We start from the raw sequence: 24,101 nt of genomic DNA on the forward strand, positions 1-24,101 counted from the left end.
TCTTTCAGTGGAGCCCCCATGCGGAATCGAACCGCAGACCTTCTCCTTACCATGGAGACGCTCTACCGACTGAGCTATAGGGGCTTGCCGGGCTTTTCACCGGGCCGGTCGAACAAGGAAGACATTACACGGCTCCGGGCCCGGAAGGGAAATCGGCCTCCGGCCTCCGCCGCCGGCCGGCCCGGACCTCGCCGCACCGGCCCTCCCGGCCGTCGCCACGCGCCGGCTCAGTCCTCGCCGTGCACCGCGTCGAACTCCTCGCGGGCCGCCACCATCCGCCTGGCGCGGTGCTCCGTCCACCGGCCGACCGGCGCGAGCAGCTCGGCCAGTTCGCGACCGAGCGGCAGCAGGTCGTAGACCACCCGCGGCGGCGTCTCCGGGAAGACCGTACGGAGCACCAGCCCGCTGCGCTCCAGGTTGCGCAGCGACTGGGTGAGCATCTTGCGGCTGACCCCGCCGACCCCGCGCTGGAGTTCGGAGAAGCGCTGCGGCCCGCAGCCGAGGAGGCTCATCAGGATCAGCATCGACCACTTGTCGGCCAGCTCGGCGAAGACCGCGCGACTGGGACAGAGCTGGGCGAACACGTCGTACTCCGGCTCGCCCGGTCCGCCCGGCTCCCCCCGTGCGTCCCGCGCTTCCTTCGCGTCCCGTGCTTCCTGCGCGGTCCGCACGTCCTTCGCGTCCTGCTCCGCGGGTTGTCCGGTCCGGGTCCGGGCCGCTTGCTCCGTCGTCATGCGTCCAGGGTAGCCCCGCGGTCTCCAATCCACTCTTGGTAACCAATGGAGACCTGGTCTATATTGGAGACCAACGGAGCCGGGGCCCGCCGCCACCGCGGTGCGCCCGCCCCGTCCCGTCCCCACGCCTGCCCGCCGGCCACCGCGCCGGCCCGCACCCGTCCCCTGGAGCGCCGCATGACCGCCGTCCGTCCGACCGTCGCCCTCGCCTACCACTCCGGCTACGGCCACACCGCCGTGATCGCCGAGGCCGTCGCCCGTGGCGCCGCCGCCGCGGGTGCCGAGGTCGTCACGATCGCCGTCGACACCATCACCGAGGAGCAGTGGGCCCAGCTGGACGCCGCCGACGCGATCGTCTTCGGCTCCCCCACCTACATGGGCACCGCCTCCGGCGCCTTCCACGTCTTCGCCGAGGCCACCAGCAAGCGCTGGTTCTCCGACTCCTGGAAGGACAAGGTCGCGGCCGGCTTCACCAACTCCGCCTCCAAGAGCGGCGACAAGGCCGGCACCCTCTTCTTCTTCCAGACCCTCGCCGCCCAGCACGGCATGAGCTGGGTCAACCTCGGCCTCAAGCCCGGCTGGAACGCCACCACCGCCTCCGAGGACGACCTCAACCGGCTCGGCTTCTCCAACGGCGCCGCCGCGTCCTCCCCGGCCGACGCCGGCCCGGAGGCCGTCCACAAGTCCGACATCGCCACCGCCGAGCACCTCGGCGACCGCGTCGCCCGGCACACCGCCGTCGTGCTGGCCGGCCGCGCCGCCCTGGTCGGCTGAGCCCACCCCTCGTCAGGCCGCCGGATCCGTCCCCAACCGGGGCGCCCGGCGGCCTCCGCCGTCCACCGGGCCGTCCGCCGCACCGAGTTCGGCACCGTCCGCCGCACCGCCCGTCACCCCGCCCGCCACACCGTCCAGCGAACCGAGCTCCGCGCCGGTGTTCTCCGGCAGCATCCGCAGGCACCCCAGGGCCAGTACACCCAGCACCGCCAGGTACCAGCCCACCGGCTGCGCCGTCCCGTACGCCCCGGTCAGCCGGGTGGCCACCAGCGGCGTCGTCGCACCGCCGACCACACCGCCCAGGTTGTACGTCAGCGCCGCGCCCGTGTAGCGCACCCGGGTCGGGAACAGCTCCGGCAGGAACGCCGCCAACGGCCCGAACATGCAGCCCAGCACCACCATCGCCCCCGCCAGCCCGACGAACATCAGCGGCCGGCTCACCGTCTCCAACAGCGGGAACAGCACCGGCGACCAGACCGCGGCCAGAGCCGTCGCCCACCTCAAGGTCCGCCGCCGCCCCCAACGGTCACTGCGCGAGGCGCTCAACCACACCGTCGCGGCCATGCCCACCGCCCCGACCAGCAGCATCGACAGCACCACCGTGCTCGCCACCCCGAGCCCGGTCGTCGCGTACGCCAGCGCGTACGTCGTGGTCAGGTAGAACAGCGCGTACCCCACCGTGATCGCCCCGCCGCCCGCCAGCACCGGACGCCAGTGCCCGCGCAGCACCTCCAGCACCGGCAGCCGCTCCCGGCGCCCCTCCGTCCGGAACAGCGGCGACTCCTCGACCCGCAGCCGCACGAACAGCCCCACCGCGACCAGGACGAACGAGGCCAGGAACGGCACCCGCCAACCCCACGCGCGGAACGCCCCCTCGTCCAGGCCGAGTTGCAGCGCCAGGAACACCCCGTTCGCCAGCACGAACCCGATCGTCGGCCCCAGCTGCAGGAACCCCCCGTACCGCCCCCGCCGCCCGGCCGGCGCGTTCTCCGCGATCAGCAGCGCCGCCCCGCCCCACTCCCCGCCCAACCCGACGCCCTGGCACACCCGCAGCACCACCAGCACCGCCGGCGCCCACCACCCCCACGCCCCGAACCCCGGCAACAGCCCCACCGCCGCCGTCGCCAACCCCATCAGCAGCAGCGACACCACCAGCGTCGCCTTCCGCCCCACCCGGTCCCCGAAGTGCCCGAACACCACCGCCCCCACCGGCCGGGCCAGGAACGCCACCGCGTACACCGAGAACGCCGCCAACAGCGCCCCCACCGTGCCCAACCCGGGAAAGAACACCGGCCCGAACACCAACGCGGCCGCCGTCCCGTAAATGAAGAAGTCGTAGAACTCGATCGCCGTCCCGATCAGCGCCGCAGCCGCCGCCCGCCGCACCTGCCCGACCCGCCAAGCACCCTCCGCATCCATACCACCACCCTCGCCACCCCCACCCCGCCCCCACCAGCCTCCACCCGAGTGACCCCGGCGCACACCCACCGCCCCACGCCCCCGACACGCGCGAGGGCGCCAGGATGCACCTGACGCCCTCTCGCCTCAGCCGACCCGCCTGCGCGGCTGCCCCGCAACGCGGCAACCCGGCTACCTCGCGTACGGGTTGTCCTCCGGCGGCACCTGCGGCCGGTACGACGGCAGGTCCGGCGGCGGCACCAGCGACACCTGAGCCACCCGAGGCCGCACAGCCGACTTCCGCCGCCACACCACCGCGAACACCACCCCCGCCACCAACACCAACCCGGCCACCACCCCCGCGACGACCGGCACCGCACCACTGCCCGAACCCGACGCCACCTCAGCCTTCGGCGGCGCCGACGGCACACCAGCCGGGCTCTCAACGGGAACCGGTACCGCCGAGGCGGCAGCAGACCCACTCGCCGACGGCAGCGGAACCGCATCAGCCGGAAGCGGCGACACGTCGGCGGGACCGGGATCCCCAGGATCCGTCAACGCGATACGCGGCCGCACCGCACCCCAGCCGGCATCGTCCGTACGAACCGTCCCCCCGTTCGGCCTGCTCGCCGAATTGATGAGGACCCGCAGGACCTGGTTGGGAGACCAGTCCTTGTGGGCCGCCCAAACCAGTGCCGCCGAGGCGGAAACCAGAGCTGCCGCGTCCGACGTCCCGTGGCTCTTGCAGTACTCCGTCTCCGAGGTGCAAGCCGCGAGGATTTCCGCACCCGGCGCGACCAGCGCGACATGAGAACCGGTTTCCGACTCGTCCGTAACGGTCCCTTGGCGGTCGATGGCCCCCACACCGACGACGTTGGGCAACCCGCCCGGGTATGACACCAGATTTCCGGTTTTCGCCTCATTCCCGACACTGGACACCACAAGAACACCCTTGGATCGCGCAGTGACCAGAACCCTGTTCAGCCTGGCCACATCATCCGGCGAGGCTGTCACTGCCGGAATCCCCTGCGAGATGTTGACGACCTTTGCCCCGTGGTCAACCGCATAGGTGACGGCTTGCCCGATCTGATCCAGGAAATCGGCCGACACAACGGACCCGGCCGTCCCATTGTTGATCTTGAGTGGCAGAATCTTGACGCCCGGCGCCAAACCGTAGGCACCGGTTCCCCCCACGCCCTTTCCGGTGCCCGCGATCAAACTGGACATCTCTGTGCCGTGGCCGTTCTTGAACGATCCCACCCCGCCGGGAATGCCGCTGAAGTCCTTTCCTTGCAGGAACTGCCCCACAAGGTCAGGGTGGTCCAGCCTAAATCCTCCGTCGATCACCGCAACAGTGACCCCCTGCCCCGTGGAGACCTTCCACATCTCAAGGGCATGCATCGCATCCAGGTGCCACTGCTGCTGCCGAATCGAGCCATCGGCGACAGCCGGCGTCACCGCGGTCCCCACCACGCCCAGGCTCACAACCCCCAGAGCCACAAGCCGACGACCCCACATCCCGTACTCCCCCAACAACGTGAACTACCTCGCGTACGGGTTGCCCTCCGACTGCACCCGAACCGCCTCGGGCTGTACGGCCGGCTTCCGGCGCCGCACCACTGCGAACACCACACCGGCCACCAACACCAACCCGGCCGCCACACCCCCCACGATCGGCAACGCACTGCCCGAACCCGACAATGCCTCAGCCTTCGGCCGCGCCGATGGCGCACCGGCAGCCACACCGGTCGGGCTTTCGGCCTGGCCCGGAACAGCAGACGCGGCAGCCGAGGCGGTTGCCGAAGGCGACGGAACCGACGACGGTGTCGCCGCATCACCCGGAACCGGCGAAACATCCGCCGGACCCGGGTCTCCCGGATCCGTCAACGCGATACGCGGCCGGACAACGCCATAACCAATGATGTTGTTGCGATCGGAACCGTCGTTCGGCTTCCCCGCGGTATTGATGAGGACCCGCAGGACCTGATTCGCGGTCCAGTCCTTGTGCGCGGACCAGATCAATGCGGCCGAGGCCGAGGCCAGAGCAGAAGAGTCCGATGTGCCATGACCCTTGCAGTACCCGGTATTCCCGGTGCATGCCTCGACGATGTCAACACCAGGCGCGGAGAGAATGACCTGCGCCCCCTGCTGGGACTCCGAAGTCACGGTGGCGTTGCGGTCGATCGCGCCCACCCCGACCACGTTCGGCAGGCCGCTCGGATACTCGAGAAGATTTCCTGACTGGTAGGAGTTACCCACACTGGAGAACACCAGCACACCCTTCGCACGCGCCCAGGCCAGGGTCTTGCTCAGCTTCTCCGCGTCAGCAGGAGATGCGGTGACGGCAGAGATTCCCTGCGAGATATTGACGACCTTGGCACCCTGCTCGACCGCATACGTGACAGCCTGCCCGATCTGCCCCAGAAAATCCGCCGAAACCACGGCCCCTACGGACCCGTTATTGATTTTCAGTGGAAGAACCTTGGCAGCAGGAGCAAGGCCGTACGCCCCCGTGCCGCCACTGGCCTTTCCGGATCCTGCGACGAGGCCGGCCATCGCCGTACCGTGACCGTCAGCGTACGAGCCGACGCCGCCCGGGCTCTCACTGAAGTCCTTACCAGGGAGGAGCTGTCCCACGAGGTCCGGATGGTCCAGCTTGAACCCGCCATCGATCACCGCGACAGTGATGCCCTGGCCCCTGGAAACCTTCCACACCTCAGGTGCGTGCATCGCGTCCAGGTGCCACTGATCAGCACGAATCGAGCCATCGGCGGCAGCCGGTGTCACCGCGCTCCCCACCACGCTCAGGCTCACAACCCCCAGGGCCACAAGCCGACGACCCCACATCCCGCGTTCCCCCAACAACGTGAACTACCTCGCGTACGGATTGTCCTCCGGCGGCACCGGCGGCTGGTACGACGGCGGAGCCGGCGGCACCGCCCCCATCGGCTGCTGCGACGGCAGCGGCGGCACCTGGGCCACGTCCGGCTGCGCGGCCGGCTTCCGACGCCTCACTACCGCGAACACCACTCCCGCCACCAACACCAACCCGGCCACCACACCCGCCACGATCGGCAACGCACCGCCGGAGCCCGAGGACGCCTCAGCCTTCGGCTGCACCGACGGCGCACCGGCGGCCACATCGGTCGGAGTCTCGACCGGGATCGGCACCGCAGACCCAGCAGCAGGCGCGGTCGCCGAAGGCGACGGGGCCCCCGACGGTGCAGGCGTGCCAACCGGGAGCGGTGACACGTTCGCGGGACCAGGATCTCCCGGATCCGTCAAAGCAATACGCGGCCGCACCGCACCGAAACCGATGAGGTCATTGCGACCGGACCCGTCATTCGCCTTCCCTGCGGTATTGATGAGCACCCGCAGGACCTGGTTCCCCGTCCAGTCCGGATGCGCCGCCCACACCAATGCCGCCGAGGCCGACACCATCGCGGTCGAGTCAGAGGTCCCGTGACTCTTGCAATAGCCCGTGGGTGAGGTGCAAGCCGCGATCATATCCATGCCAGGCGCGACAAACACCACCTGGGGGCCCCGTTCGGACTCCGCCGTAACAGTGCCATTTCGATCCGAAGCTCCCACGCCGACCACCCCGGGAAGCGCTCCGGGATACTCGACCGGATTCCCCTTCTCGGCTTCATTTCCGACGCTGGCGAATACTAGGACTCCCTTGTCCCTGGCTGCCGCGATGATCCCGTTCAGTTTCGTGACGTCCGCCGGGTAGGCCGTTACCGCGTCAATCCCCTGCGAAATATTGATGACCTTGGCGCCCTGATCGACCGCATAGCTGATGGCCTGCCCGATCTGACCAAGGAAATCAGTCGAGACGATTGAGCCGACCTTGCCGGTGTTGATCTTCAACGGAAGTACCTTGACACCCGGCGCCAACCCCAGCGCACCCGTCCCCCCGTTTCCCTTGCCCGTTCCGGCGATGAGGCTGGACATACCCGTGCCATGGCCGTCCGCGGCCGAACCCACACCTCCGGGGCTTCCGCTGAAGTCCTGGCCCGGCAGGAACTGCCCCTCCAGGTCAGGATGATCCAGCTTGAACCCGCTGTCGATCACCGCGACAGTGATGCCCCGCCCCTTGGTGACCTTCCACATCTCCGGAGCGTGCATCGCCTCCAGATGCCACTGCTGCTGCCGGATCGTGTCCTCGGCAACCGCGGGTGCTGCGACCGGGCCGACCACGATTCCCGCCGCCAGAAGCGCCGCAGCAGCAGCCCGCCAACGCGCCCGCGCGTTCGTCCGCCCCATCACAACTCCTCGTCAATGTCCCCGTCAGCAAGACCAGTGCCCTGAACGTGACTGCCCGGCCACTGGGGATGCCCAGTGGCCGGGCAGTCGTTGCCGTCCTACTCAATCACGTCCGGATTGCTGTGCGGCGTACCGCTGGTCCAGGTCTCCTCGTCCTCGTGCAGGTAGTCGGCCCGCTGGCGGCGGTCGCGCTCCTTCCGGCCGCCGTGGCCCGCCGCTCCGGGGGCCATCATGCCGTTCTGCCTGGCCTGGGGGCCGCCCTCGCCGGCACCCGCCGCGCGGTTGCGCAGACCGGTACCGCCCGGCGTGAACTCCCCGCCGGCCGTCGGGCCCTTGCGGCCACCGACCGTGCCACCCGTGGTCGAGGACAGGCCCCGGCCGCGCGAGCCTCCGCCAGCGCCGACCGCACCGCCGTGGGCACCGCCCATGCCGGGGTGCATGCCGCCACCCATGCCACCGGGCCCGCCGACCCGGCCGCCGCCGCCCGGCCCCGCCTCACGGGCGCCGAAGACCGTCCCGCTGGGCAGGCCGGGGGTGCCGCTCCTCCCCTGCCCGGGGCCGCCACCGAACGGGGTCGTGCGCACCGGGATCTGGCCGCCGCCCTTGCCCGGGACGTACCCGGTGCCACCGCCCTTGGTCGGGACGGTGCCGCCGCCCGGTCCACCCGGGATGCCCGTGACCGGGCCGCCACCGGGAACGCCGGGCCCGCCGCCCGGGCCACCCGGCCCGTTCGGGTAGCCGGGAAGGGTGGTCGGTCCGTCCGTCGGCAGCTGGCCGCCGCCGGGGCCGTACGGGCCGGTCTGCGTGGGCAGGGTCGGCAGGGTGGGCAGGCTGTTGAGGTCGGTGCCCGGACGGTTGACCGGGTCCGACGGGTACGACGGCGGGGTCGAGGTCCCCGGGTCCTGCGGCGCGGGCGGCAGCTGGCCGCCGCCACCGTGCGGCGGGGGCGGGGTGTTGCCCGGGTTGGACGGGCCGGGGCCGCCCGATCCCGGGTCACGGGGCAGGACCTTTCCTCCGCCGTAGCCGCCCCCACCGGACGGGTCGGAGCCACCGCCGACGCTTCCGCCGCCCGAACGCGGATTGCGGACGGGGCCGCCAGAGCCTACCGAGCCACCGCTGCCACCCGTAACAGTTGACGCATCGTCCTTGCCGGTGCCGTCACCAGGTGTCCCGGGCAGCACCACGTCCGACGGAATCCCGTTCAGCGTCGTCGTCGCCGCGCTGTACGCCTGGGCCAGCTTCTCCATCTGGAGAACGGCCTCCTGGTGCTCCTTCTCGACCTTCGCCTTCGCCTGGACGTACTCCGTCGACGTCACCCACTTGGGGTTGACCGTCTTCATGTACTCGTCGACGGTCTGGCCGACGGCAAGCTGGGGAACATTGAGCAGGTTCGACTGGCTGTTGTGCCTGTCGACCGCCTGGATCTCCGTCTGCGGAGGCTCCGGCACAGCGACCTTGGCGGTGCTGAGTGCCTCCCCGGCCTGGTGCATCGCATCGCCCGCGGTCGTGGCGTGGTCACCGATGATCTGCGCCGACTGCTGGAGGTTGTTCACCCAGGTCTTGAAGCTCTCGGCAGCCGGGCCTTCCCAGGTGACGTTGCCGACATGCGACTTGAGCGCCGTGCTCAGTTCCTTCAGCACCCGCCCGGCCGACTGCAGCTGGGTGCCGCGACTGAGGACCGTCGTCGGGTCCGTGCTGTCCACCATCTTCCGCAGGTGGGCGTGTTCCATGCTTTCGAAGTTCGTGCTGCCTGACACTACTTGCTCCCCGTCTCCCCGTAGGACTCTCCCCAGACCGCCATCAGTACTTTCCGTCGCCCGACCCAGGTGCCGACGTGGTGACACCCGCGTTCTTCGCGACGGCGTTCTGCGCGGCCGTCGTGTGGTCCTCGTTGGTCGCGTAGATGCTGGCCGTCCGCGTAACCGCCGTCTGCATCGCCTGGATCTGCGACACGAAGTCCTTGTGCAGCTGGACGAGCTGGGCGTGCACCTTCCCGTAGGCGGTGGTCAGCGCCGTCGCCTCGGCGAACTCCGCGCTCGCGAAGCTCTTGCCCGTCAGCTTCTGCTCCTGGAGCTTGTACGGCGCGGCCGGCGAGCCCTCCATCGCGGCGAGCAGGGCCTCGATCTTGCCCACGAACGTCGTGAGCGTGTCGAGCTCGACCTGGACGTTCTGCTTCCCGAAGGCCGCCACCAGGTCACTGGCGCTGACGTTGGTCTGCACCGTGCTGACCACGGGAGCGATGTTGATCCCGCCCAGCGGCCACGGGAGCTTCTGGTCCAGCATGAACGGTGCCGAGTCGTTCGCAGGCGCCTGGCTGCCCGGGTCGGTCCCCGACGCGCTGGGTGCCGGGTTGGCCGAAGGGCTGGGCGCGGCAGTCGTCGTAGGGCTCGGGGCCGGGCTCGGCGACGGGCTGGGCGTAGGACTCGCCGAGGGTGTCGGCGTAGGACCGGGCGACGGACTCGCTGACGGAGTCGGCGTCCCCGAACTAGTTGCACCATTGCCTGCCACGGCAGTTCACCTCTCCCCCGTACGGCCCGCCGCGCCCGGGGCGTCCCGGGCGGCCGCGTTCCGCAACACACCGTCAACTTCTGGGTCGTACCGTCCTGGTCGGTACACCGTCCGCCCTGTGGACGGTTTCCGCCTCCGTCATCGTAGCCATCGCCTCTGTCGGACCGGCAGGGACCTTGGCCCGCCTGTACGCGATCGGTACGAACTTGACATGTGGGAGCCGCCGCGGACGGCCTGGGTAGACTGACCCGGTACGCCCCATCTGCCGCGCAATGTCGCACAGCAGCGACCCCAGGCCGCAGAACGGACGTGACCGCGTGAGCTCTCCCGACGTCTCCCCTTCCCCCTGGTGGGCCCGTGCGGCGCGGCCCGCGCGGCCGCCGGTGCCGGTGGCGCTGATGGTGCGGGCGGCGGTGGGCATGGCGGTGCCGTTGGCGGTGGGGCTGCTGGTGCACCGGCTGGATCTGGGGGTGTTCGCGGGGCTCGGGGCGATGCACGCGACGATGAACGACCGGGCCGAGCCGGGCAGGTTGCGGGCCGCCCGGATCGGGACGGCGGTCCTCGCCTCGGCGCTCGGCATGCTGATCGGCACCGCGCTCCAGCACGCGGACGCGGACGGCCTCGTCCTGGGTGTCGTGCTGACGCTGACCGCTTTCGCCTCGGGTGCGCTGAGCGCGACCGGTCCGCGCGGTTCGGCGGCGGGGATGCTGATGCTGGTGTCGGCGGCGCTGGGCAGTGGGATGCCGTTGCCGCAGCCGTGGTGGGCGGCGGCGCCGATGCTGCCGGTCGGGGCCGCGTTCGTGGTGCTGCTCGGGCTGCCGGCGGGTGCGCCGAACCGGCCTGCCGCAGATCCGCGCAACCGGGCGCTGGCCGCCGCGTACGACGCGCTCGGCCGTACTCTCGCCGACCTGGGCGGCCCGCGGGCGGGCGCCTCCCGCCAGGTGTTGACGGCCCGCCTGAACCAGCTCCAGGACCTCCTCGGCACGCATCGGAGGGACCGCCGGGAACGGCAGGACCACCGAAGCAGGCGGAACCGCCGGGCCCGGATGTACGAGGCGGCCCTCGCCGCCACCGAGGCGGCGACCGGCCTGCTGTGGGCGCGCCGCCCGGTCCCGCCCGAGGTGGCCGAGGTGCCGAACCGGCTGGCGGCCGCCGTGCGGCGGGGCGGCGGCGAGGTCGCCGTCCCCGACTGGCGGCCCGACACCCCCTCGCGGCAGGCCCTGGACGTGGCCCTGCGCGCCGCCGCCGATACCGTGGCCGGCCGCGACACCCGGCTCGGCACCGCCCCCGCGCCGCCGCCGGACCCCTGGCGGCTGCGGGTGCGGCTGCTGTCCCGGGGGTCGGTCCGGTACGGGCTGCGGGTCGCGCTGTGCATCGCGGTCGGTTCGGCGGTCACCGCCAACTACCCGCTCAGCAAGAGCTACTGGGTGCCGATGACGATCGCCTTCGTGCTGAAGCCGGACCTCGGCTCGGTGTTCCTGCGCGCGGTGAGCCGCTCGGTCGGCACGGTGCTCGGGGTGGCGGTGACCGCGGCGCTGCTCATGGCCACCACCGACGAGTGGGCGCTGACCGCGATGGCCGCCGGCTGCGTGGCCCTGCTCCCGTACGCCACGGCGGCGCACTACGGGCTGAACACCGTGGTGATGACGCCGATGGCGCTGGTCCTGCTCCAGCTCGGCGGGCAGAGCAGCGCCGCCGAGTTCTGGCCCCGGGTCCTGGACACCGTGCTGGCCAGCGCGATCGTGCTGCTCTTCGGCTACCTGCTGTGGCCGGAGCGCCCGCGCCACCGGATCGAGCCCAGGCTGGTCGACGCGACGACGGCGCTGCGGGCCTACCTGGACGCCGTCGTCCGCGGCGCCGGCCAGGACGACGGCCCGGACAGCGGCCCGAACAGCGGCCAGGACGGCGGCCGGACCGGCACCGCCCAGGTGTGGCTGCGCCGTACGGCCTACCGGTCGCTGGCGGATGCCCGCCGGGAGGTGCAGCAGGGACTGGCCGAGCCGCCGCCCACCGGCCGGCTGGCCGAGCGGTGGCTGCCGGCGACGGCGGCGCTGGAGCGGCTGGGCGGCGCGGTGGCGGCCTTCGCGGCGCAGATCCGGTACGGCGGCCGGGTGCCGGACCCGGCCGAGGTCGACCGGGTCCGGCGCGCGTTGGACGAACTGACCGCCAGCGCCCGCGCGCACCGCCCGCCGACGGCCCCAAGCGCGCCGACACCCCCGACACCCCCGACGTCCCCGGCAGCCGCGGCGACCCCGACAATCGCAACACCCGCCCCGCACGACCCGACGCGCAGCGCGCTGGGCCGTGCGGCGGAGGAGCTCGAAGCGCTCCTCCGTACCCGACCGGACGACTAGCTCAGACCTGCTCGGCCAGCTCCAGCCAGCCCATCTCCAGCTCCTCCTTCTCGTCCCGGACCGCGCGCAGCTGCGCGTCCAGCTCCGCGACCTTGGAGAAGTCGGCGGCGTGCTCGGCGAGTTGGGCGTGCAGCTTGGACTCCTTCTCGTCCAGCTTGGCGATCTGCCGCTCCAGCTTCTGCATCTCCTTCTTCGCCGCCCGCAGGTCCCCGCCGGACAGCGCGGGGGCCGCGCCCCCGTCCTCCGCGACGGCCGTGGCGGTCGGGGCGGCGGCGCCGGCCTGAGCGGCGGCGGTGGCCGCGGCGGCCATCCTGGCCCGGCGCTCCAGGTACTCGTCGACGCCGTTCGGCAGCATCCGCATCTTCTTGTCGCCGAGCAGCGCGTGGACGGTGTCCGTGGTGCGCTCGATGAAGAAGCGGTCGTGGCTGATGACGACCATCGAGCCGGGCCAGCCGTCGAGGAGGTCCTCCAGCTGGTTGAGCGTCTCGATGTCCAGGTCGTTGGTGGGCTCGTCCAGGAAGAGCACGTTGGGCTCGTCCATCAGCAGCCGCAGCAGCTGGAGGCGGCGGCGCTCGCCACCGGACAGGTCGCCGACCGGCGTCCACTGCTTGTCCTTGCCGAAGCCGAACTGCTCGCAGAGCTGGCCGGCGCTCATCTCCCGGCCCTTGCCGAGGTCGACCCGCGAGCGGACCTGCTCGACGGCCTGGAGCACCCGGGTCGCCGGGTCCAGCTCGGCGACCTCCTGCGACAGGTAGGCCAGCCGCACGGTCTTGCCGACCTTGATGACGCCCGACGCCGGCTGGACGTCGCCCTCGGAGGCGTACGCGTCGCGCATCGCGCGCAGCAGCGAGGTCTTGCCGGCGCCGTTGACGCCGAGCAGGCCGATCCGGTCGCCGGGGCCGAGCTGCCAGGTGAGGTTCTCCAGCAGCAGCTTCGGGCCGGCCGTGACGGTCACGCCCTCCAGCTCGAAGACCGTCTTCCCGAGCCGCGCGTTGGCGAACTTCATCAGCTCGGACTTGTCGCGCGGGTCCGGCACGTCCGCGATCAGGGCGTTGGCGGCCTCGATCCGGTAGCGCGGCTTGGAGGTGCGGGCGGGGGCGCCGCGGCGCAGCCAGGCCAGCTCCTTGCGGGCCATGTTCTGGCGCTTCTGCTCCTCGACGGCCTCGATCCGGGAGCGCTCGGCGCGGGCGAAGACGTAGTCGGAGTAGCCGCCCTCGTACTCGTGCACCTCGCCGTTCTGGACGTCCCACATCCGGGTGCAGACCTGGTCGAGGAACCAGCGGTCGTGGGTGACGCAGACGAGCGCGGAGCGGCGCTTCTGCAGGTGCTGGGCGAGCCAGTTGATGCCCTCGACGTCGAGGTGGTTGGTGGGCTCGTCCAGGATGATCAGTTCGGGCGAGCCGAGCAGCAGCTTGGCGAGGGCGATCCGGCGGCGCTCGCCGCCGGAGAGCGGGCCGATGACGGTGTCCAGGCCGTCGGCGAAGCCGGGCAGGTCGAGGCCGCCGAAGAGGCCTTCGATGATGTCGCGGATGCGGGCGTCGCCGAGCCACTCGTGGTCGGCCCGGCCGGCGATCACCTCGTGCCGGATGGTGGCCTTCGGGTCGAGCGAGTCGTGCTGGGTGAGGACGGCCGGTTCGAGGCCGCCGTTCCAGGTGATCCGGCCGCCGTCGGGCTCCTCCAGCTTGGCGAGCATCCGGATCAGGGTGGTCTTGCCGTCGCCGTTGCGGCCGACGACGCCGATCCGGTCGCCCTCGCTGACGCCCAGGCTGACCGCGTCCAGCAGGGCGCGGGTGCCGTAGACCTTCGTGACGGACTCGATGGTGGCGAGGTTGACGGCCACGTGTGCTGCGCTCCAGGGTTCGGCGGTCGCGGGGCGGCCCGCCGCTCGGCGGCCGGATGCCCCTCTCGGGACACCCCGATCTCCCCAGCCTAATGGGCCCGTAGCAGCGGCCTCACCGCGTCAGCCCGCGACGGACGCCCCCGGGACCGGCCCGTGGGTGGCGTGCGCGGTCCGGCAGGTGCCGGAGGCCCGCAGCGCCCCGGCGACCGCGGTGGCGGCCTCGGCGTCCTTGACCAGGAAGGCGCAGGTCGGCCCGGAGCCGGAGACCAGTGCCCCGAGCGCGCCCGCCTCGGTGCCGGCCCGCAGGGTGGCGGCGAGCGCGGGGCGCAGCGAGAGCGCGGCGGGCTGGAGGTCGTTGGCGAGGGCGGCGGCCAGGGCGACGGGGTCGCCCTCGGCGAGGGCGGCGAGCAGCGCCGGGTCGGCGTCCGGGGTGGGGACGTCGGTGTCACTGGAGCCGGTGCCGGCCTCCTCGCGCAGCCGGTCGCACTCGCGGAACACGGCGGGGGTGGACAGGCCGCCCTCGGCGACCGCGAAGACCCAGTGGAAGGTGCCCTCGACGGCCAGCGGCTCCAGGATCTCGCCGCGGCCGCGGCCGAGGGCGACGCCGCCGACCAGGGCGAACGGCACGTCGGAGCCGAGTTCGGCGGCCAGCTCGAGCAGCACGGGGAGCGGGGTGCCCAGCTGCCAGAGCGCGTCGCAGGCGACCAGCGCGGCCGCGCCGTCGGCGCTGCCCCCGGCCATGCCGCCGGCCACCGGGATGGCCTTGGCGATGTGCAGGTGCACGCCCGGGTCGGCGATGCCGTGGTGGGCGGCGAGCAGCCGGGCGGCGCGGGCGGCGAGGTTGCTGTCGTCCAGCGGGACGGCGGCGGCGTCCGGCCCGGAGCAGCTCAGCGTCACGCCCTGCGCCGCGGTGGCGGTGACCTCGTCCCCGAGGGCGACGGCGAAGAAGACGTTGGCCAGGTCGTGGAAGCCGTCGGCGCGCAGCCCGCCGACCCCCAGCTGGACGTTGACCTTGGCCGGTACCCGTACGGTGATCACTCGCTGTCCTCGGTCGTCTGCTCGGCGGACGCGGGCGCCTGCTCAGCGGGCTCGGCGGCCCCGGGCTCGGCGGCCCCGGGCTCGGCAGCCGCGGACCGGACCGGCCTGCGCTCGGCGGCCCCGGCCCGGCCGGTCCGCTGACCAGCCTCCACGGCCCCCTCGGCCTGGGCGGGCTTGTGCTCGGCGATCGCGGCGAACTGCTCCACCGTCAGCATCTCGCCGCGCAGCCTGTGGTCGATGCCGGCCGCCGCGAGCGCCTGCTCGGCCCCGGCGGCGGAGCCCGCCCAGCCGGCCAGCGCGGCGCGCAGGGTCTTGCGCCGCTGGGCGAACGCGGCGTCGACCACCGCGAATACCTCCTCGCGGCTGGCGCTGGTCTTCGGCGGCTCGCGGCGGATCAGCGAGACCAGCCCGGAGTCGACGTTGGGGGCGGGCCAGAACACGTTCCGCCCGATGGCGCCGGCCCGCTTCACCTCGGCGTACCAGTTGGCCTTGACCGACGGGACGCCGTACACCTTGTTGCCCGGCTTGGCGGCGAGCCGGTCGGCGACCTCGCTCTGCACCATCACCAGGGTCCGCTCGATGCTGGGGAAGGTCGCCAGCATGTGCAGCAGGACGGGCACCGCGACGTTGTACGGGAGGTTGGCGACCAGCGCGGTGGGCGCCGGGCCGGGCAGCTCGGTGACCTCCATGGCGTCGCTGAACACCAGGTCGAAGGCGTCCGCCTTGCCGGGCATCCGGGCGGCGACGGTGTCCGGCAGGTGCCGCGCCAGCACCGGGTCGATCTCGACCGCGGTCACGTGCCGCGCGACCTCCAGCAGCGCCAGCGTGAGCGAGCCGAGCCCGGGCCCGACCTCCACCACCGCGTCCTGCTCCGTCACCTCGGCGGCCCGGACGATCCGCCGCACGGTGTTGCCGTCGATGACGAAGTTCTGCCCGCGCTGCTTGGTCGGCTTCACGCCGAACGCGGCCGCCAGCTCCCGGATGTCGGCACTGCCCAGCAAGGGGGTCCCCCCGGCCGGAGGCTGGGGGCGGCTGTCAGAGGTGGGGTCGGTGGTGCTCACGCGCCAAGGATACGGGCGCCGGGGCCGCCGTCCGGACGCGCCGATCCGGACGGGGCCCGACCACGCGCCGATCCGGACGGGGCCCCGACCGCGCGCTCGGGCCCCGGGGCCCCGGCGTCAGTACCCGAAGGCCCGGGCGGTGTTCGCCGCGATGGCCGTGGACAGCTCGTCCTCGGCCAGGCCCAGGGTCGCGGCCATCGAGCGCACCGTGACCGGGATCAGGTACGGGGCGTTCGGGCGGCCGCGGTACGGGTGCGGGGTGAGGAAGGGGGCGTCGGTCTCGACCAGGACCCGGTCCAGCGGGGTGGCGAGCAGGGCGTCGCGCAGCGGCTGGTTGGCCTTGAAGGTGACCGGGCCGGCGAAGGAGAGGTACCAGCCGTGCTCGGCGCAGGTCTTCGCCATCTGCGCGTCGCCGGAGTAGCAGTGGAAGACCGTCCGCTCCGGGGCGCCCTCCGCCAGCAGGACGGCGATGACGTCCTCGTGGGCGTCCCGGTCGTGGATGACCAGGGCCTTGCCGTGCCGCTTGGCCATCTCGATGTGGCGGCGGAACGACTCCTTCTGGATGTCCACGCCCTCGGGCCCGGTGCGGAAGTAGTCCAGGCCGGTCTCGCCGACCGCCACCACCTGCGGCAGTGCGGCGAGCCGGTCGATCTCGGCGAGCGCCTCGTCGAGCGCGGCGGCGCCGCCGGCCTTCCGCTGCTGGCCGGACCAGCCGTCCGCGTCGCCGAGGAAGATCCGCGGCGCCTCGTTCGGGTGCAGGGCGACGGCCGCGTGCACCTGCTCGTACCGCGCCGCCAGTTCGGCGGCCCAGCGCGAGCCGGGCACGTCGCAGCCCACCTGGACCACCGTGGTGACCCCGACCGAGGCGGCCTTCGCCAGGCCCTCGGCGGGGGTGCCGGACTGCATGTCGAGGTGGGTGTGCGAGTCGGCCACCGCCACTGCCAGGGGTTCCGGCAGCGGCGGCGGGGTCGACCGGGCGTCGTCCTTGGCAGCCATGTCAGGCGGTCGGCTTCTCTTCGAGGCGCGGGAAGAGGATCTCGCCCTTGGTGACGGTGGCACCGGCGGGCAGTCGGCCCCAGTCGGCGACGGTGGCGACGGTCTGCGCGGAGAGCGCGCCCAGCCCGGCGGCCTCGGCGCCCAGCGAGACCCACAGCTTCTCGGCGGTGGTCGGCATCACCGGGTTGAGCAGCACGGCGGTGGCGCGCAGCGCCTCGGCGGCGGTGTAGAGGATGGTGGCCAGGCGGGCCCGGCCCTCGGCCGAGTCGTCCTTGGCGACCTTCCAGGGCTCCTGCTCGGTGAGGTAGCCGTTGACCTGCTTGACGAACTCGAAGATCGCCGCGAGGCCGCCGGCGAAGTCCAGCTCCTCGCCGATCTTCCGGTCGGCCGTCTCGACGGCCCTGGTCAGCCCGTCGGCGACGGCCTGCTCGGCGTCGCCCGCGGCGGTGGCGGCGGGCAGCACCCCGTCGAAGTACTTGCCGACCATCGCGGCGACCCGGGAGGCCAGGTTGCCGAAGTCGTTGGCCAGCTCGGAGGTGTACCGGGCGGTGAAGTCCTCCCAGGAGAACGAGCCGTCGGTGCCGAACGGGATCGCCCGCAGGAAGTAGTAGCGGTACGCGTCCACGCCGAAGTGCGAGGTGAGGTCGGTGGGCGCGATGCCGGTCAGGTTGGACTTGGACATCTTCTCGCCGCCGACCATCAGCCAGCCGTTGGCGACGACCCGCTTGGGCAGCGGCAGCCCGGCGGCCATCAGCATGGCGGGCCAGATGACGGCGTGGAACCGCAGGATGTCCTTGCCGACGAGGTGGACCGAGGCGGGCCACAGCTCGGCGAAGCGCTCCGGGTCGCTGCCGTAGCCGGCCGCGGTGATGTAGTTCTGCAGCGCGTCGACCCACACGTAGAGGACGTGCTTCTCGTCCCAGGGCAGCGGCACGCCCCAGTCGAAGGTGGAGCGGGAGATCGAGAGGTCCTTGAGGTCCTGCTCGACGAAGCGCAGCACCTCGTTGCGGGCCGAGGCGGGCTGGATGAAGTCCGGGTTCGCCGCGTAGAACTCCAGCAGCTGCGGGCCGTAGGCGGAGAGGCGGAAGAAGTAGTTCTCCTCCTCCAGCCACTCGACGGGCCGCTTGTGCACGGAGCAGAGCTTCTCGTCCTCGGTGGCGCCGTCGAGCAGCTCGGAGGGGAGCTTGAACTCCTCGCAGCCGACGCAGTACGGGCCGGAGTAGCCGCCCTTGTAGATCTCGCCCTTGTCGTACAGGTCCTGGACGAACTCCTGCACCCGGGCGGTGTGCCGCTCCTCGGTGGTGCGGATGAAGTCGTCGTTGGCGATCTCCAGGTGCTGCCAGAGCGGCTTCCAGGCCTCCTCGACCAGCTTGTCGCACCACTCCTGCGGGCTGACGCCGTTCGCCTCGGCGGTCCGCATGATCTTCTGACCGTGCTCGTCGGTGCCGGTCAGGTACCACACCTTCTCGCCGCGCTGGCGGTGCCAGCGGGTGAGGACGTCGCCCGCCACGGTGGTGTACGCGTGGCCGAGGTGCGGGCGATCGTTGACGTAGTAGATCGGGGTGGAAACGTAGTACGCCGGGGTGCTCGCCCCGGTGGTGCTGTGGTCTGCAGTGGCCGCCATGGTCGGAAAGCTTAGTCGGGCACGCGGACCGCCCTCGACCGAGTTGTTCCCGGCCGAGGGCGGTCCCCGTTCCGTCGCCCCGGTGTCAGCCCAGCAGCCGCGACCAGAACCGGGCCCAGCGTCCGCGCGGCCGGGTGGGCTCGGCCGCCGTGGGCGCCCCGGCCGGCTCGGCGTGCGCCGGGTAGCCGGGGGCGTGCTGCCAGGCCTGGTCGGCGGAGGCGACCCGGCCCTCGCGCATGATCCGCACGGTGTGGCCGCCGCAGCCCGGGCAGGTCGGCTTGAGCAGCGGGGACGGCACCCGGACGCCGTTGGCGTGGTACTCGAACACGACGTGCCCGTCGTTGGCCACGTGGTGTTCGATGTCGTACGCCTGCTCCCAGCCGTACCCGCAGCGCAGGCACGCGAAGGAGTAGGCCTCCCGTACGGTCTCGACGGGAGTGTGCGGCCGGCCGGCCAGACCGGCGGTGCTCAGTGCGCTGCCACTGCGGGGGGTACCGACTACATCGCTCATGGCCGTCTCCCAGCGCCCGCCGGACGCTCGTCCGGCTGGGTCTTTCCCTTCCAGGAAATGCCCGGACCGCCCCGGCCGATGCCCGGCTTGTGAAGACTTGGATGCGCGTTGGTCAGACCTATACGAAAATCCTCGCAGGGTCCGGGAAGCGCGGCCGAAACTTCAGCTCAGCTGGTGTTTACCGGGGCCTTCTCTCCACGGTACGACTCCCCGTGAGCAACGCAACCCCCGGAATTCACCCCTTTCCCAGGCCGCTTCCCAGGCCTTCCCGCTTCGCCGCCACGACCGCGTCGAAGACCTCCCGCTTGGGCAGCGAGAGCTCCACCGCGACGGCCGCGATGGCCTCCTTGCGGCGCTCCCCGGCCTCCTCCCGGACGGCCACCAGCCGGGCCAGCTCGGCCGGGGTGAGCTCCTGGGGCGCGGCTGGCGGGGCGCCGGCGACCACGACGGTGATCTCGCCCCTGACGCCCTCGGCCGCCCAGGCGGCCAGCTCGCCGATCGGCCCGCGCTTGACCTCCTCGTAGGTCTTGGTGAGCTCGCGGCAGACGGCGGCCGGCCGCTCCGGCCCGAACGCCCCGGCCATCGCGGTCAGCGCCTCGGCGATCCGGTGCGGCGCCTCGAAGAAGACCATGGTGCGCGGTTCGACGGCGATCGAGGCGAGCTGCCGGGCCCGGTCGCCGCTCTTGCGCGGCAGGAAGCCCTCGAAGGTGAAGCGGTCCACCGGCAGGCCGGACAGCGCGAGCGCGGTGAGCACCGCCGAGGGCCCGGGCACCGCGGTGACCTTGATGTCGGCGGCCACGGCGGCGGCGACCAGCCGGTAGCCGGGGTCGGAGACCGAGGGCATGCCGGCGTCGGTGACCAGCAGCACCCGGGCGCCGCCGAGCAGCGCCTCGACCAGTTCGGGGGTGCGGCCGACCTCGTTCCCCTCGAAGTAGGAGACCACCCGGCCCGCCGGGGTCACCCCGAGTGCCTGGGTGAGCCGGCGCAGCCGCCGGGTGTCCTCGGCCGCGATCACGTCCGCCGTGGCCAGTTCGTCGACGAGCCGGGGCGGGGCGTCCGAGACGTCGCCGATGGGGGTGCCTGCGAGAACGAGTACTCCTGTCACGGTCCCCATCCTCGCAGCTGTCGGGCGCCCGGGGTTTTTGGTGACGATTCGGTCAGCTTCCGAGGGAGCGGACACGCGTGCGAAGAGCGCCCCTACGATGTGGCGGATGAACGGCGACACGGCGGCCCAGGCGCCCACTGGTACGGACCACTCCGCGTACGGCGGCGTCGGCCTGCCGTCCCCCCGTCCACCGCAGGACGGGCCGGCCGGCTGGCGCGAGCGCCTGGCCCGGTTCGGCTACACGGCCCGCCCCACCGGGACGCTCACCGAGCGCCTGGCCCCGCCGATGCCGGACGGCCCCCGGGTGACGCCCCGGGACGTGCCGCAGTCGCCGCTGCTGCTGCGGCTGGGCGTCTCGCTGCCGCAGGGCCTGTGGTTCTTCCTCTGCCGCTGGGCCGGCTGGCTGGGTCCGGTCGCGGTGGCGGTCTTCGCCGGCCTCCTGCGGTTCACGAACCTGGGGCAGCCGCACGCGATCATCTTCGACGAGACGTACTACGCCAAGGACGCGTACGCGCTCTGGCACGGCGGCTACGAGATCAACTGGCCGGAGGACGCCAACACCACGATCATGACGCCGGGCGCGGCCGTCCCGTACCGGGCGACGCCCTCGTACGTGGTGCACCCGCCGGTCGGCAAGTGGATCATCGGCCTGGGCGAGCAGCTGTTCGGCATGAACCCCTTCGGCTGGCGGTTCGCGGTGGCCCTGCTCGGCACCCTGTCGGTGCTGATGGTGGCCCGGATCGCCCGCCGGATGTTCCGCTCCACCCTGCTGGGCTGCGTGGCGGGCCTGCTGCTCGCGGTGGACGGCCTGCACCTGGTGCTCAGCCGGGCCGCGCTGCTCGACCTGGTGGTGATGTTCTGGACCCTCGCCGCCTTCGGCTTCCTGCTGCTGGACCGCGACCGCACCCGGGCCCTGCTGGCCCGGCGGCTGGGCGGGGTCGAGGACGCCCGGCTCGCCCAGCGGCTCGGCCTGGGCTGGCGCCCGTACCGGATCGCGGCCGGCGCCTGCGTCGGCCTGACCTGCGCCACCAAGTGGAGCGGTCTGTACGTCGCGGCGGCCTTCGGGCTGCTCACGGTGCTCTGGGACGTCGGCGCCCGCCGCCTGGCCGGCGCCCCGCGCCCGTTCGTGGCGGTGCTCGCCCGGGACGTGCTGCCGGCCTTCGTCTCGGTGGTCGTGGTCGCGGTCGCGGTCTACATCGCGTCCTGGTGGGGCTGGTTCGCCAGCAGCACCGCTCCCGGCCAGGGCGGCTGGGGCCGGGACTGGGCGGTCGGCCGCTCCACCGACTTCCCGTGGATACCCGAGGCCCTGCGCTCGCTGTGGCACTACCACACCACGGTCTACGAGTTCCACGTCGGCCTGAGCGACCCGCACACCTACCAGTCCAACCCGTGGTCCTGGCTGGTGCTGGGCCGGCCGGTGTCCTTCTTCTACGAGTCCCCCAAGTACGGCCAGGCCGGCTGCACCGCCGCCGACTGCGCCCGCGAGGTGCTGGGCATCGGCACCCCGCTGCTGTGGTGGACGGGCATCGCGGCGCTGGCCTACTGCCTGTGGCGCTGGGCGGCCCGGCGGGACTGGCGGGCCGGCGCGCTGCTCTGCGGCCTGGCCGCCGGCTACCTGCCCTGGTTCGCCTACCAGCAGCGGACGATCTTCCTCTTCTACGCGGTGGTCTTCGTCCCGTTCCTGGTGCTCGCGGTGACGATGCTGATCGGCGCCCTGATCGGGCCGGCCGGCGCCTCCCGGGACCGCCGGATCATCGGCTCCGCGGCGGCCGGACTGCTGGTCCTGCTGATCGTCTGGAACTTCCTCTTCTTCTATCCGCTGTTCACCGGGCAGACCATCCCGCTGGAGGACTGGCGCCGCCGGATGTGGTTCAACACCTGGATCTGATCCACCGCCCCGGACACACCGCGTTCCCGCGAACCGTCCGTATGCGGTGCACAACACGTACCAGATCCGTCACAAGTGCCGGGCGATTCGCCGGCGCACCGATCCGCGCTGCCTAGGGTGGAGGGGTACCGCGTTTCCGGCCCCGCCGGTTGCGCCCGGCCGCGAGACCCCTGGGGGACCTGCACCATGCGCAGTGGCGCGAAGATCGGCATCATCACCGGCGTGTCCATCGCCGTCCTCGCGGGCGGCGGCTACGGCGTGTACAGCCTGGTGAGCGAGTCGGACGGCGTATCCGGTGGCAAGAAGCCGCGCACCGTGGTCGCCGAGCCGCCGACCGCCGACCAGGCGACGGCCGGCCTGAAGGACTTCCTGACGGCCTGGGCGGCCGGCGACATCGCCAAGGCGGCCTCGCTGACCGACGACCCGGCCGCGGCCACGGCCGGTCTGACCGCCTTCCGGGACCAGGTCAAGCCGAGCGCGCTGACCCTCACCCCCTTCGGCCCGACCACCCAGCAGGTCTTCTCCGCCGCCACCGGCACCCCCGCCCCGGCCGCCAAGCCGACCGCCGGGGCCTCCGCGACCCCGGGCGCCACCGGCACGCCGGGCGCCGGCGACTCGCCGTCCGCCGCCGCCACGCCCGCGCCCACCGGCACGCTGATGTCCTACAAGGCGCGCGCCGAGTTCGCGGGCACCAACCGGGCCTGGGACTACCAGGGCTTCCTGGGCGTCGTGAAGATGAGCGACAACACCCCGGCCGTGCACTGGGCGCCGTCGGTGATCCACCCCCACCTGTCCGGCAACGAGACCATCGCCGTCCAGCCGGTCTTCGCCCCGCCGTCCACCGTGGTCGACCGCAACGGCAAGCCGGTCCAGGGCGCCTCGCTCACCCAGTCGCTGCTGACCACCCTCCAGGACAACGCCAACAAGCTGCTGCCGCCGGACCCGGCCAAGGACCAGGACGCGGGCAGCGCGGTGGTGATCTCCGACCCGGCCGGCAAGGGCCCCCAGGACAAGCTGTTCACGATCGTCGAGCCGAAGCCCGGCAAGCCGTTCAAGCTCACCATCGACAACACCCTCCAGGCCGCCGCCGAGAAGGCGATGACCGACCTGGCGGGCAAGCCCGGCTCCATCGTCGCGATCGAGCCGAGCACCGGTCAGGTGCTGGCCTTCGCCAACTCGCCGGCCACCGGCCAGAACCGGGCCTTCGCCGGGCTGCTCGCCCCGGGCTCGACGATGAAGATCGTCACCTCGGCGGCGCTGCTGGAGAACGGCGTCAACCCGGACACCGTGGTGGCCTGCCCGGAGAAGAGCAGCAACCCGCACGCGATCCCGAACTCGTTCCCGGGCGCCTTCCCGAACAACACGCTCCAGCAGGACTTCATGATGTCCTGCAACACCGCCTTCATCAACCAGGGCCTGACCAGCCTCAAGCCCGAGACGCTGAACGGCACGGCCAAGGACGTGTTCGGCATCGGCCTGGAGTGGAAGACCGGCCTGCCGAACACCGACGGCAAGGTTCCGGCGGCGCCGGGCAGCAAGGACGAGCAGGCCATGAACTACATCGGCCAGGGCAAGGTCCAGATGAACCCGCTGGCCATCGCCTCGGTCACCGCCACCGTGCAGAGCGGCGAGTTCAAGCAGCCGATCCTGGTCGCCGAGCTGCCGCAGCAGAAGGCCGCCCGCCCGCTCTCCCCGGACGTCGACGCCAAGCTGAAGGCGATGATGGCGGCCACCGCCACCGGCGGCACCGCCAGGGACGTGATGGCCGGCATCACCGACAACGCGGGCGCCAAGACCGGCTCCGCCGAGGTCGCCGGGGTCGACGTCACCAACAGCTGGTTCACCGCCTACCGCGGCAACGTCGCGGTGGCCGCCGAGGTGCAGGGCGGCGGCCACGGCGTGGACGCGGCCGGCCCGGCCGTCGCCTCCATCCTGAAGGCCGCCGGCGGCCGCTGAGCCCCCGCAAGCCCCCGCCCGCCCGGAGCCGGGCGGGCCGCCGACAGC

At 72.4% G+C, this 24,101-nt stretch carries 18 protein-coding genes and 1 tRNA gene; 4 read left to right on the forward strand and 15 right to left on the reverse strand.

Annotation, left to right across the window (positions count from 1 at the left end; translation table 11 throughout):
* Positions 1–8 precede the first annotated feature (8 nt).
* Positions 9–84 (reverse strand) — tRNA-Thr (locus ACWDCZ_RS16145).
* Between the two features lie 143 nt (positions 85–227).
* Positions 228–734: a winged helix-turn-helix transcriptional regulator gene (locus ACWDCZ_RS16150; RefSeq protein WP_449816199.1), complete on the reverse strand. Its 507-nt coding sequence runs from the start codon at positions 732–734 to the stop codon at positions 228–230.
* A gap of 177 nt (positions 735–911) precedes the next feature.
* Here ACWDCZ_RS16150 and ACWDCZ_RS16155 point away from each other — a divergent pair, with 177 nt between their 5' ends.
* The gene (locus tag ACWDCZ_RS16155) at positions 912–1,508 is read left to right on the forward strand and encodes a flavodoxin family protein (protein WP_449816200.1); all 597 of its coding nucleotides are present in this window, start codon (positions 912–914) and stop codon (positions 1,506–1,508) included.
* Positions 1,509–1,520: 12 nt separating this feature from the next.
* Here the strand turns inward: ACWDCZ_RS16155 and ACWDCZ_RS16160 are convergent, their stop codons facing one another.
* From ACWDCZ_RS16160 to ACWDCZ_RS16185, 6 genes are all read right to left on the reverse strand, one after another.
* A complete protein-coding gene (locus ACWDCZ_RS16160) occupies positions 1,521–2,927 on the reverse strand; it encodes an MFS transporter (protein WP_063780210.1) in 1,407 nt (468 codons plus the stop codon).
* A 171-nt stretch (positions 2,928–3,098) separates the two neighbouring features.
* Positions 3,099–4,391, reverse strand: coding sequence for a S8 family serine peptidase (locus tag ACWDCZ_RS16165; protein WP_449816201.1), 1,293 nt, complete (start codon positions 4,389–4,391; stop codon positions 3,099–3,101).
* Between the two features lie 57 nt (positions 4,392–4,448).
* Complete coding sequence (locus ACWDCZ_RS16170; protein WP_449816202.1) at positions 4,449–5,720, reverse strand: S8 family serine peptidase; 1,272 nt, start codon at positions 5,718–5,720, stop codon at positions 4,449–4,451.
* A 57-nt stretch (positions 5,721–5,777) separates the two neighbouring features.
* Positions 5,778–7,172 (reverse strand): S8 family serine peptidase, encoded by a 1,395-nt coding sequence (locus ACWDCZ_RS16175; RefSeq protein WP_449816203.1) that lies wholly within the window; start codon positions 7,170–7,172, stop codon positions 5,778–5,780.
* A gap of 98 nt (positions 7,173–7,270) precedes the next feature.
* Positions 7,271–8,902 carry a WXG100 family type VII secretion target gene (locus ACWDCZ_RS16180; protein WP_380775277.1) on the reverse strand — a complete coding sequence of 544 codons (1,632 nt, stop codon included), beginning with the start codon at positions 8,900–8,902 and terminating at the stop codon, positions 7,271–7,273.
* A gap of 70 nt (positions 8,903–8,972) precedes the next feature.
* Positions 8,973–9,455: a hypothetical protein gene (locus ACWDCZ_RS16185; protein ID WP_117489285.1), complete on the reverse strand. Its 483-nt coding sequence runs from the start codon at positions 9,453–9,455 to the stop codon at positions 8,973–8,975.
* A 542-nt stretch (positions 9,456–9,997) separates the two neighbouring features.
* Here ACWDCZ_RS16185 and ACWDCZ_RS16190 point away from each other — a divergent pair.
* A complete protein-coding gene (locus tag ACWDCZ_RS16190; protein WP_449816204.1) occupies positions 9,998–12,034 on the forward strand; it encodes an FUSC family protein in 2,037 nt (678 codons plus the stop codon).
* Position 12,035: 1 nt separating this feature from the next.
* On the opposite strand, the gene ACWDCZ_RS16195 is transcribed toward ACWDCZ_RS16190, so the two are convergent.
* From ACWDCZ_RS16195 to rsmI, 7 genes are all read right to left on the reverse strand, one after another.
* Positions 12,036–13,874: an ABC-F family ATP-binding cassette domain-containing protein gene (locus tag ACWDCZ_RS16195; protein ID WP_074001278.1), complete on the reverse strand. Its 1,839-nt coding sequence runs from the start codon at positions 13,872–13,874 to the stop codon at positions 12,036–12,038.
* A gap of 120 nt (positions 13,875–13,994) precedes the next feature.
* Positions 13,995–14,912, reverse strand: coding sequence for a 4-(cytidine 5'-diphospho)-2-C-methyl-D-erythritol kinase (locus tag ACWDCZ_RS16200; protein ID WP_449816205.1), 918 nt, complete (start codon positions 14,910–14,912; stop codon positions 13,995–13,997).
* Complete coding sequence (gene rsmA, locus ACWDCZ_RS16205; protein WP_449816206.1) at positions 14,909–15,973, reverse strand: 16S rRNA (adenine(1518)-N(6)/adenine(1519)-N(6))-dimethyltransferase RsmA; 1,065 nt, start codon at positions 15,971–15,973, stop codon at positions 14,909–14,911. Before rsmA ends, ACWDCZ_RS16200 begins: the two co-directional genes overlap by 4 nt.
* A gap of 117 nt (positions 15,974–16,090) precedes the next feature.
* Positions 16,091–16,969, reverse strand: coding sequence for a TatD family hydrolase (locus tag ACWDCZ_RS16210; RefSeq protein WP_416875252.1), 879 nt, complete (start codon positions 16,967–16,969; stop codon positions 16,091–16,093).
* A 1-nt stretch (position 16,970) separates the two neighbouring features.
* Positions 16,971–18,593, reverse strand: coding sequence for a methionine--tRNA ligase (gene metG / locus ACWDCZ_RS16215; protein ID WP_375876017.1), 1,623 nt, complete (start codon positions 18,591–18,593; stop codon positions 16,971–16,973).
* A gap of 85 nt (positions 18,594–18,678) precedes the next feature.
* Positions 18,679–19,104, reverse strand: coding sequence for a hypothetical protein (locus tag ACWDCZ_RS16220; RefSeq protein ID WP_387974655.1), 426 nt, complete (start codon positions 19,102–19,104; stop codon positions 18,679–18,681).
* Between the two features lie 235 nt (positions 19,105–19,339).
* On the reverse strand, positions 19,340–20,209 hold the full coding sequence (rsmI, locus tag ACWDCZ_RS16225) for a 16S rRNA (cytidine(1402)-2'-O)-methyltransferase (protein WP_449816207.1): 870 nt from the start codon (positions 20,207–20,209) through the stop codon (positions 19,340–19,342).
* Between the two features lie 106 nt (positions 20,210–20,315).
* Here rsmI and ACWDCZ_RS16230 point away from each other — a divergent pair, with 106 nt between their 5' ends.
* Complete coding sequence (locus ACWDCZ_RS16230; protein ID WP_375876015.1) at positions 20,316–22,097, forward strand: dolichyl-phosphate-mannose--protein mannosyltransferase; 1,782 nt, start codon at positions 20,316–20,318, stop codon at positions 22,095–22,097.
* A gap of 186 nt (positions 22,098–22,283) precedes the next feature.
* Complete coding sequence (locus ACWDCZ_RS16235; RefSeq protein ID WP_074001273.1) at positions 22,284–24,053, forward strand: penicillin-binding transpeptidase domain-containing protein; 1,770 nt, start codon at positions 22,284–22,286, stop codon at positions 24,051–24,053.
* Positions 24,054–24,101 lie beyond the last annotated feature (48 nt).

The sequence above is a fragment of the Kitasatospora sp. NPDC001225 genome, from assembly GCF_053597855.1.

Excerpts from the sequence above, each read along its gene's own strand:
- ACWDCZ_RS16155 (WP_449816200.1), top strand. The coding sequence starts at position 912 with ATGACCGCCGTCCGTCCGACCGTCGCCCTCGCCTACCACTCCGGCTAC.
- ACWDCZ_RS16230 (WP_375876015.1), top strand. The coding sequence starts at position 20,316 with ATGAACGGCGACACGGCGGCCCAGGCGCCCACTGGTACGGACCACTCC.
- ACWDCZ_RS16175 (WP_449816203.1), bottom strand. The coding sequence starts at position 7,172 with ATGGGGCGGACGAACGCGCGGGCGCGTTGGCGGGCTGCTGCTGCGGCG.
- ACWDCZ_RS16150 (WP_449816199.1), bottom strand. The coding sequence starts at position 734 with ATGACGACGGAGCAAGCGGCCCGGACCCGGACCGGACAACCCGCGGAG.
- ACWDCZ_RS16185 (WP_117489285.1), bottom strand. The coding sequence starts at position 9,455 with ATGCTGGACCAGAAGCTCCCGTGGCCGCTGGGCGGGATCAACATCGCT.
- ACWDCZ_RS16210 (WP_416875252.1), bottom strand. The coding sequence starts at position 16,969 with ATGGCTGCCAAGGACGACGCCCGGTCGACCCCGCCGCCGCTGCCGGAA.
- metG (WP_375876017.1), bottom strand. The coding sequence starts at position 18,593 with ATGGCGGCCACTGCAGACCACAGCACCACCGGGGCGAGCACCCCGGCG.
- ACWDCZ_RS16160 (WP_063780210.1), bottom strand. The coding sequence starts at position 2,927 with ATGGATGCGGAGGGTGCTTGGCGGGTCGGGCAGGTGCGGCGGGCGGCG.
- ACWDCZ_RS16180 (WP_380775277.1), bottom strand. The coding sequence starts at position 8,902 with ATGGAACACGCCCACCTGCGGAAGATGGTGGACAGCACGGACCCGACG.
- ACWDCZ_RS16220 (WP_387974655.1), bottom strand. The coding sequence starts at position 19,104 with ATGAGCGATGTAGTCGGTACCCCCCGCAGTGGCAGCGCACTGAGCACC.
- ACWDCZ_RS16235 (WP_074001273.1), top strand. The coding sequence starts at position 22,284 with ATGCGCAGTGGCGCGAAGATCGGCATCATCACCGGCGTGTCCATCGCC.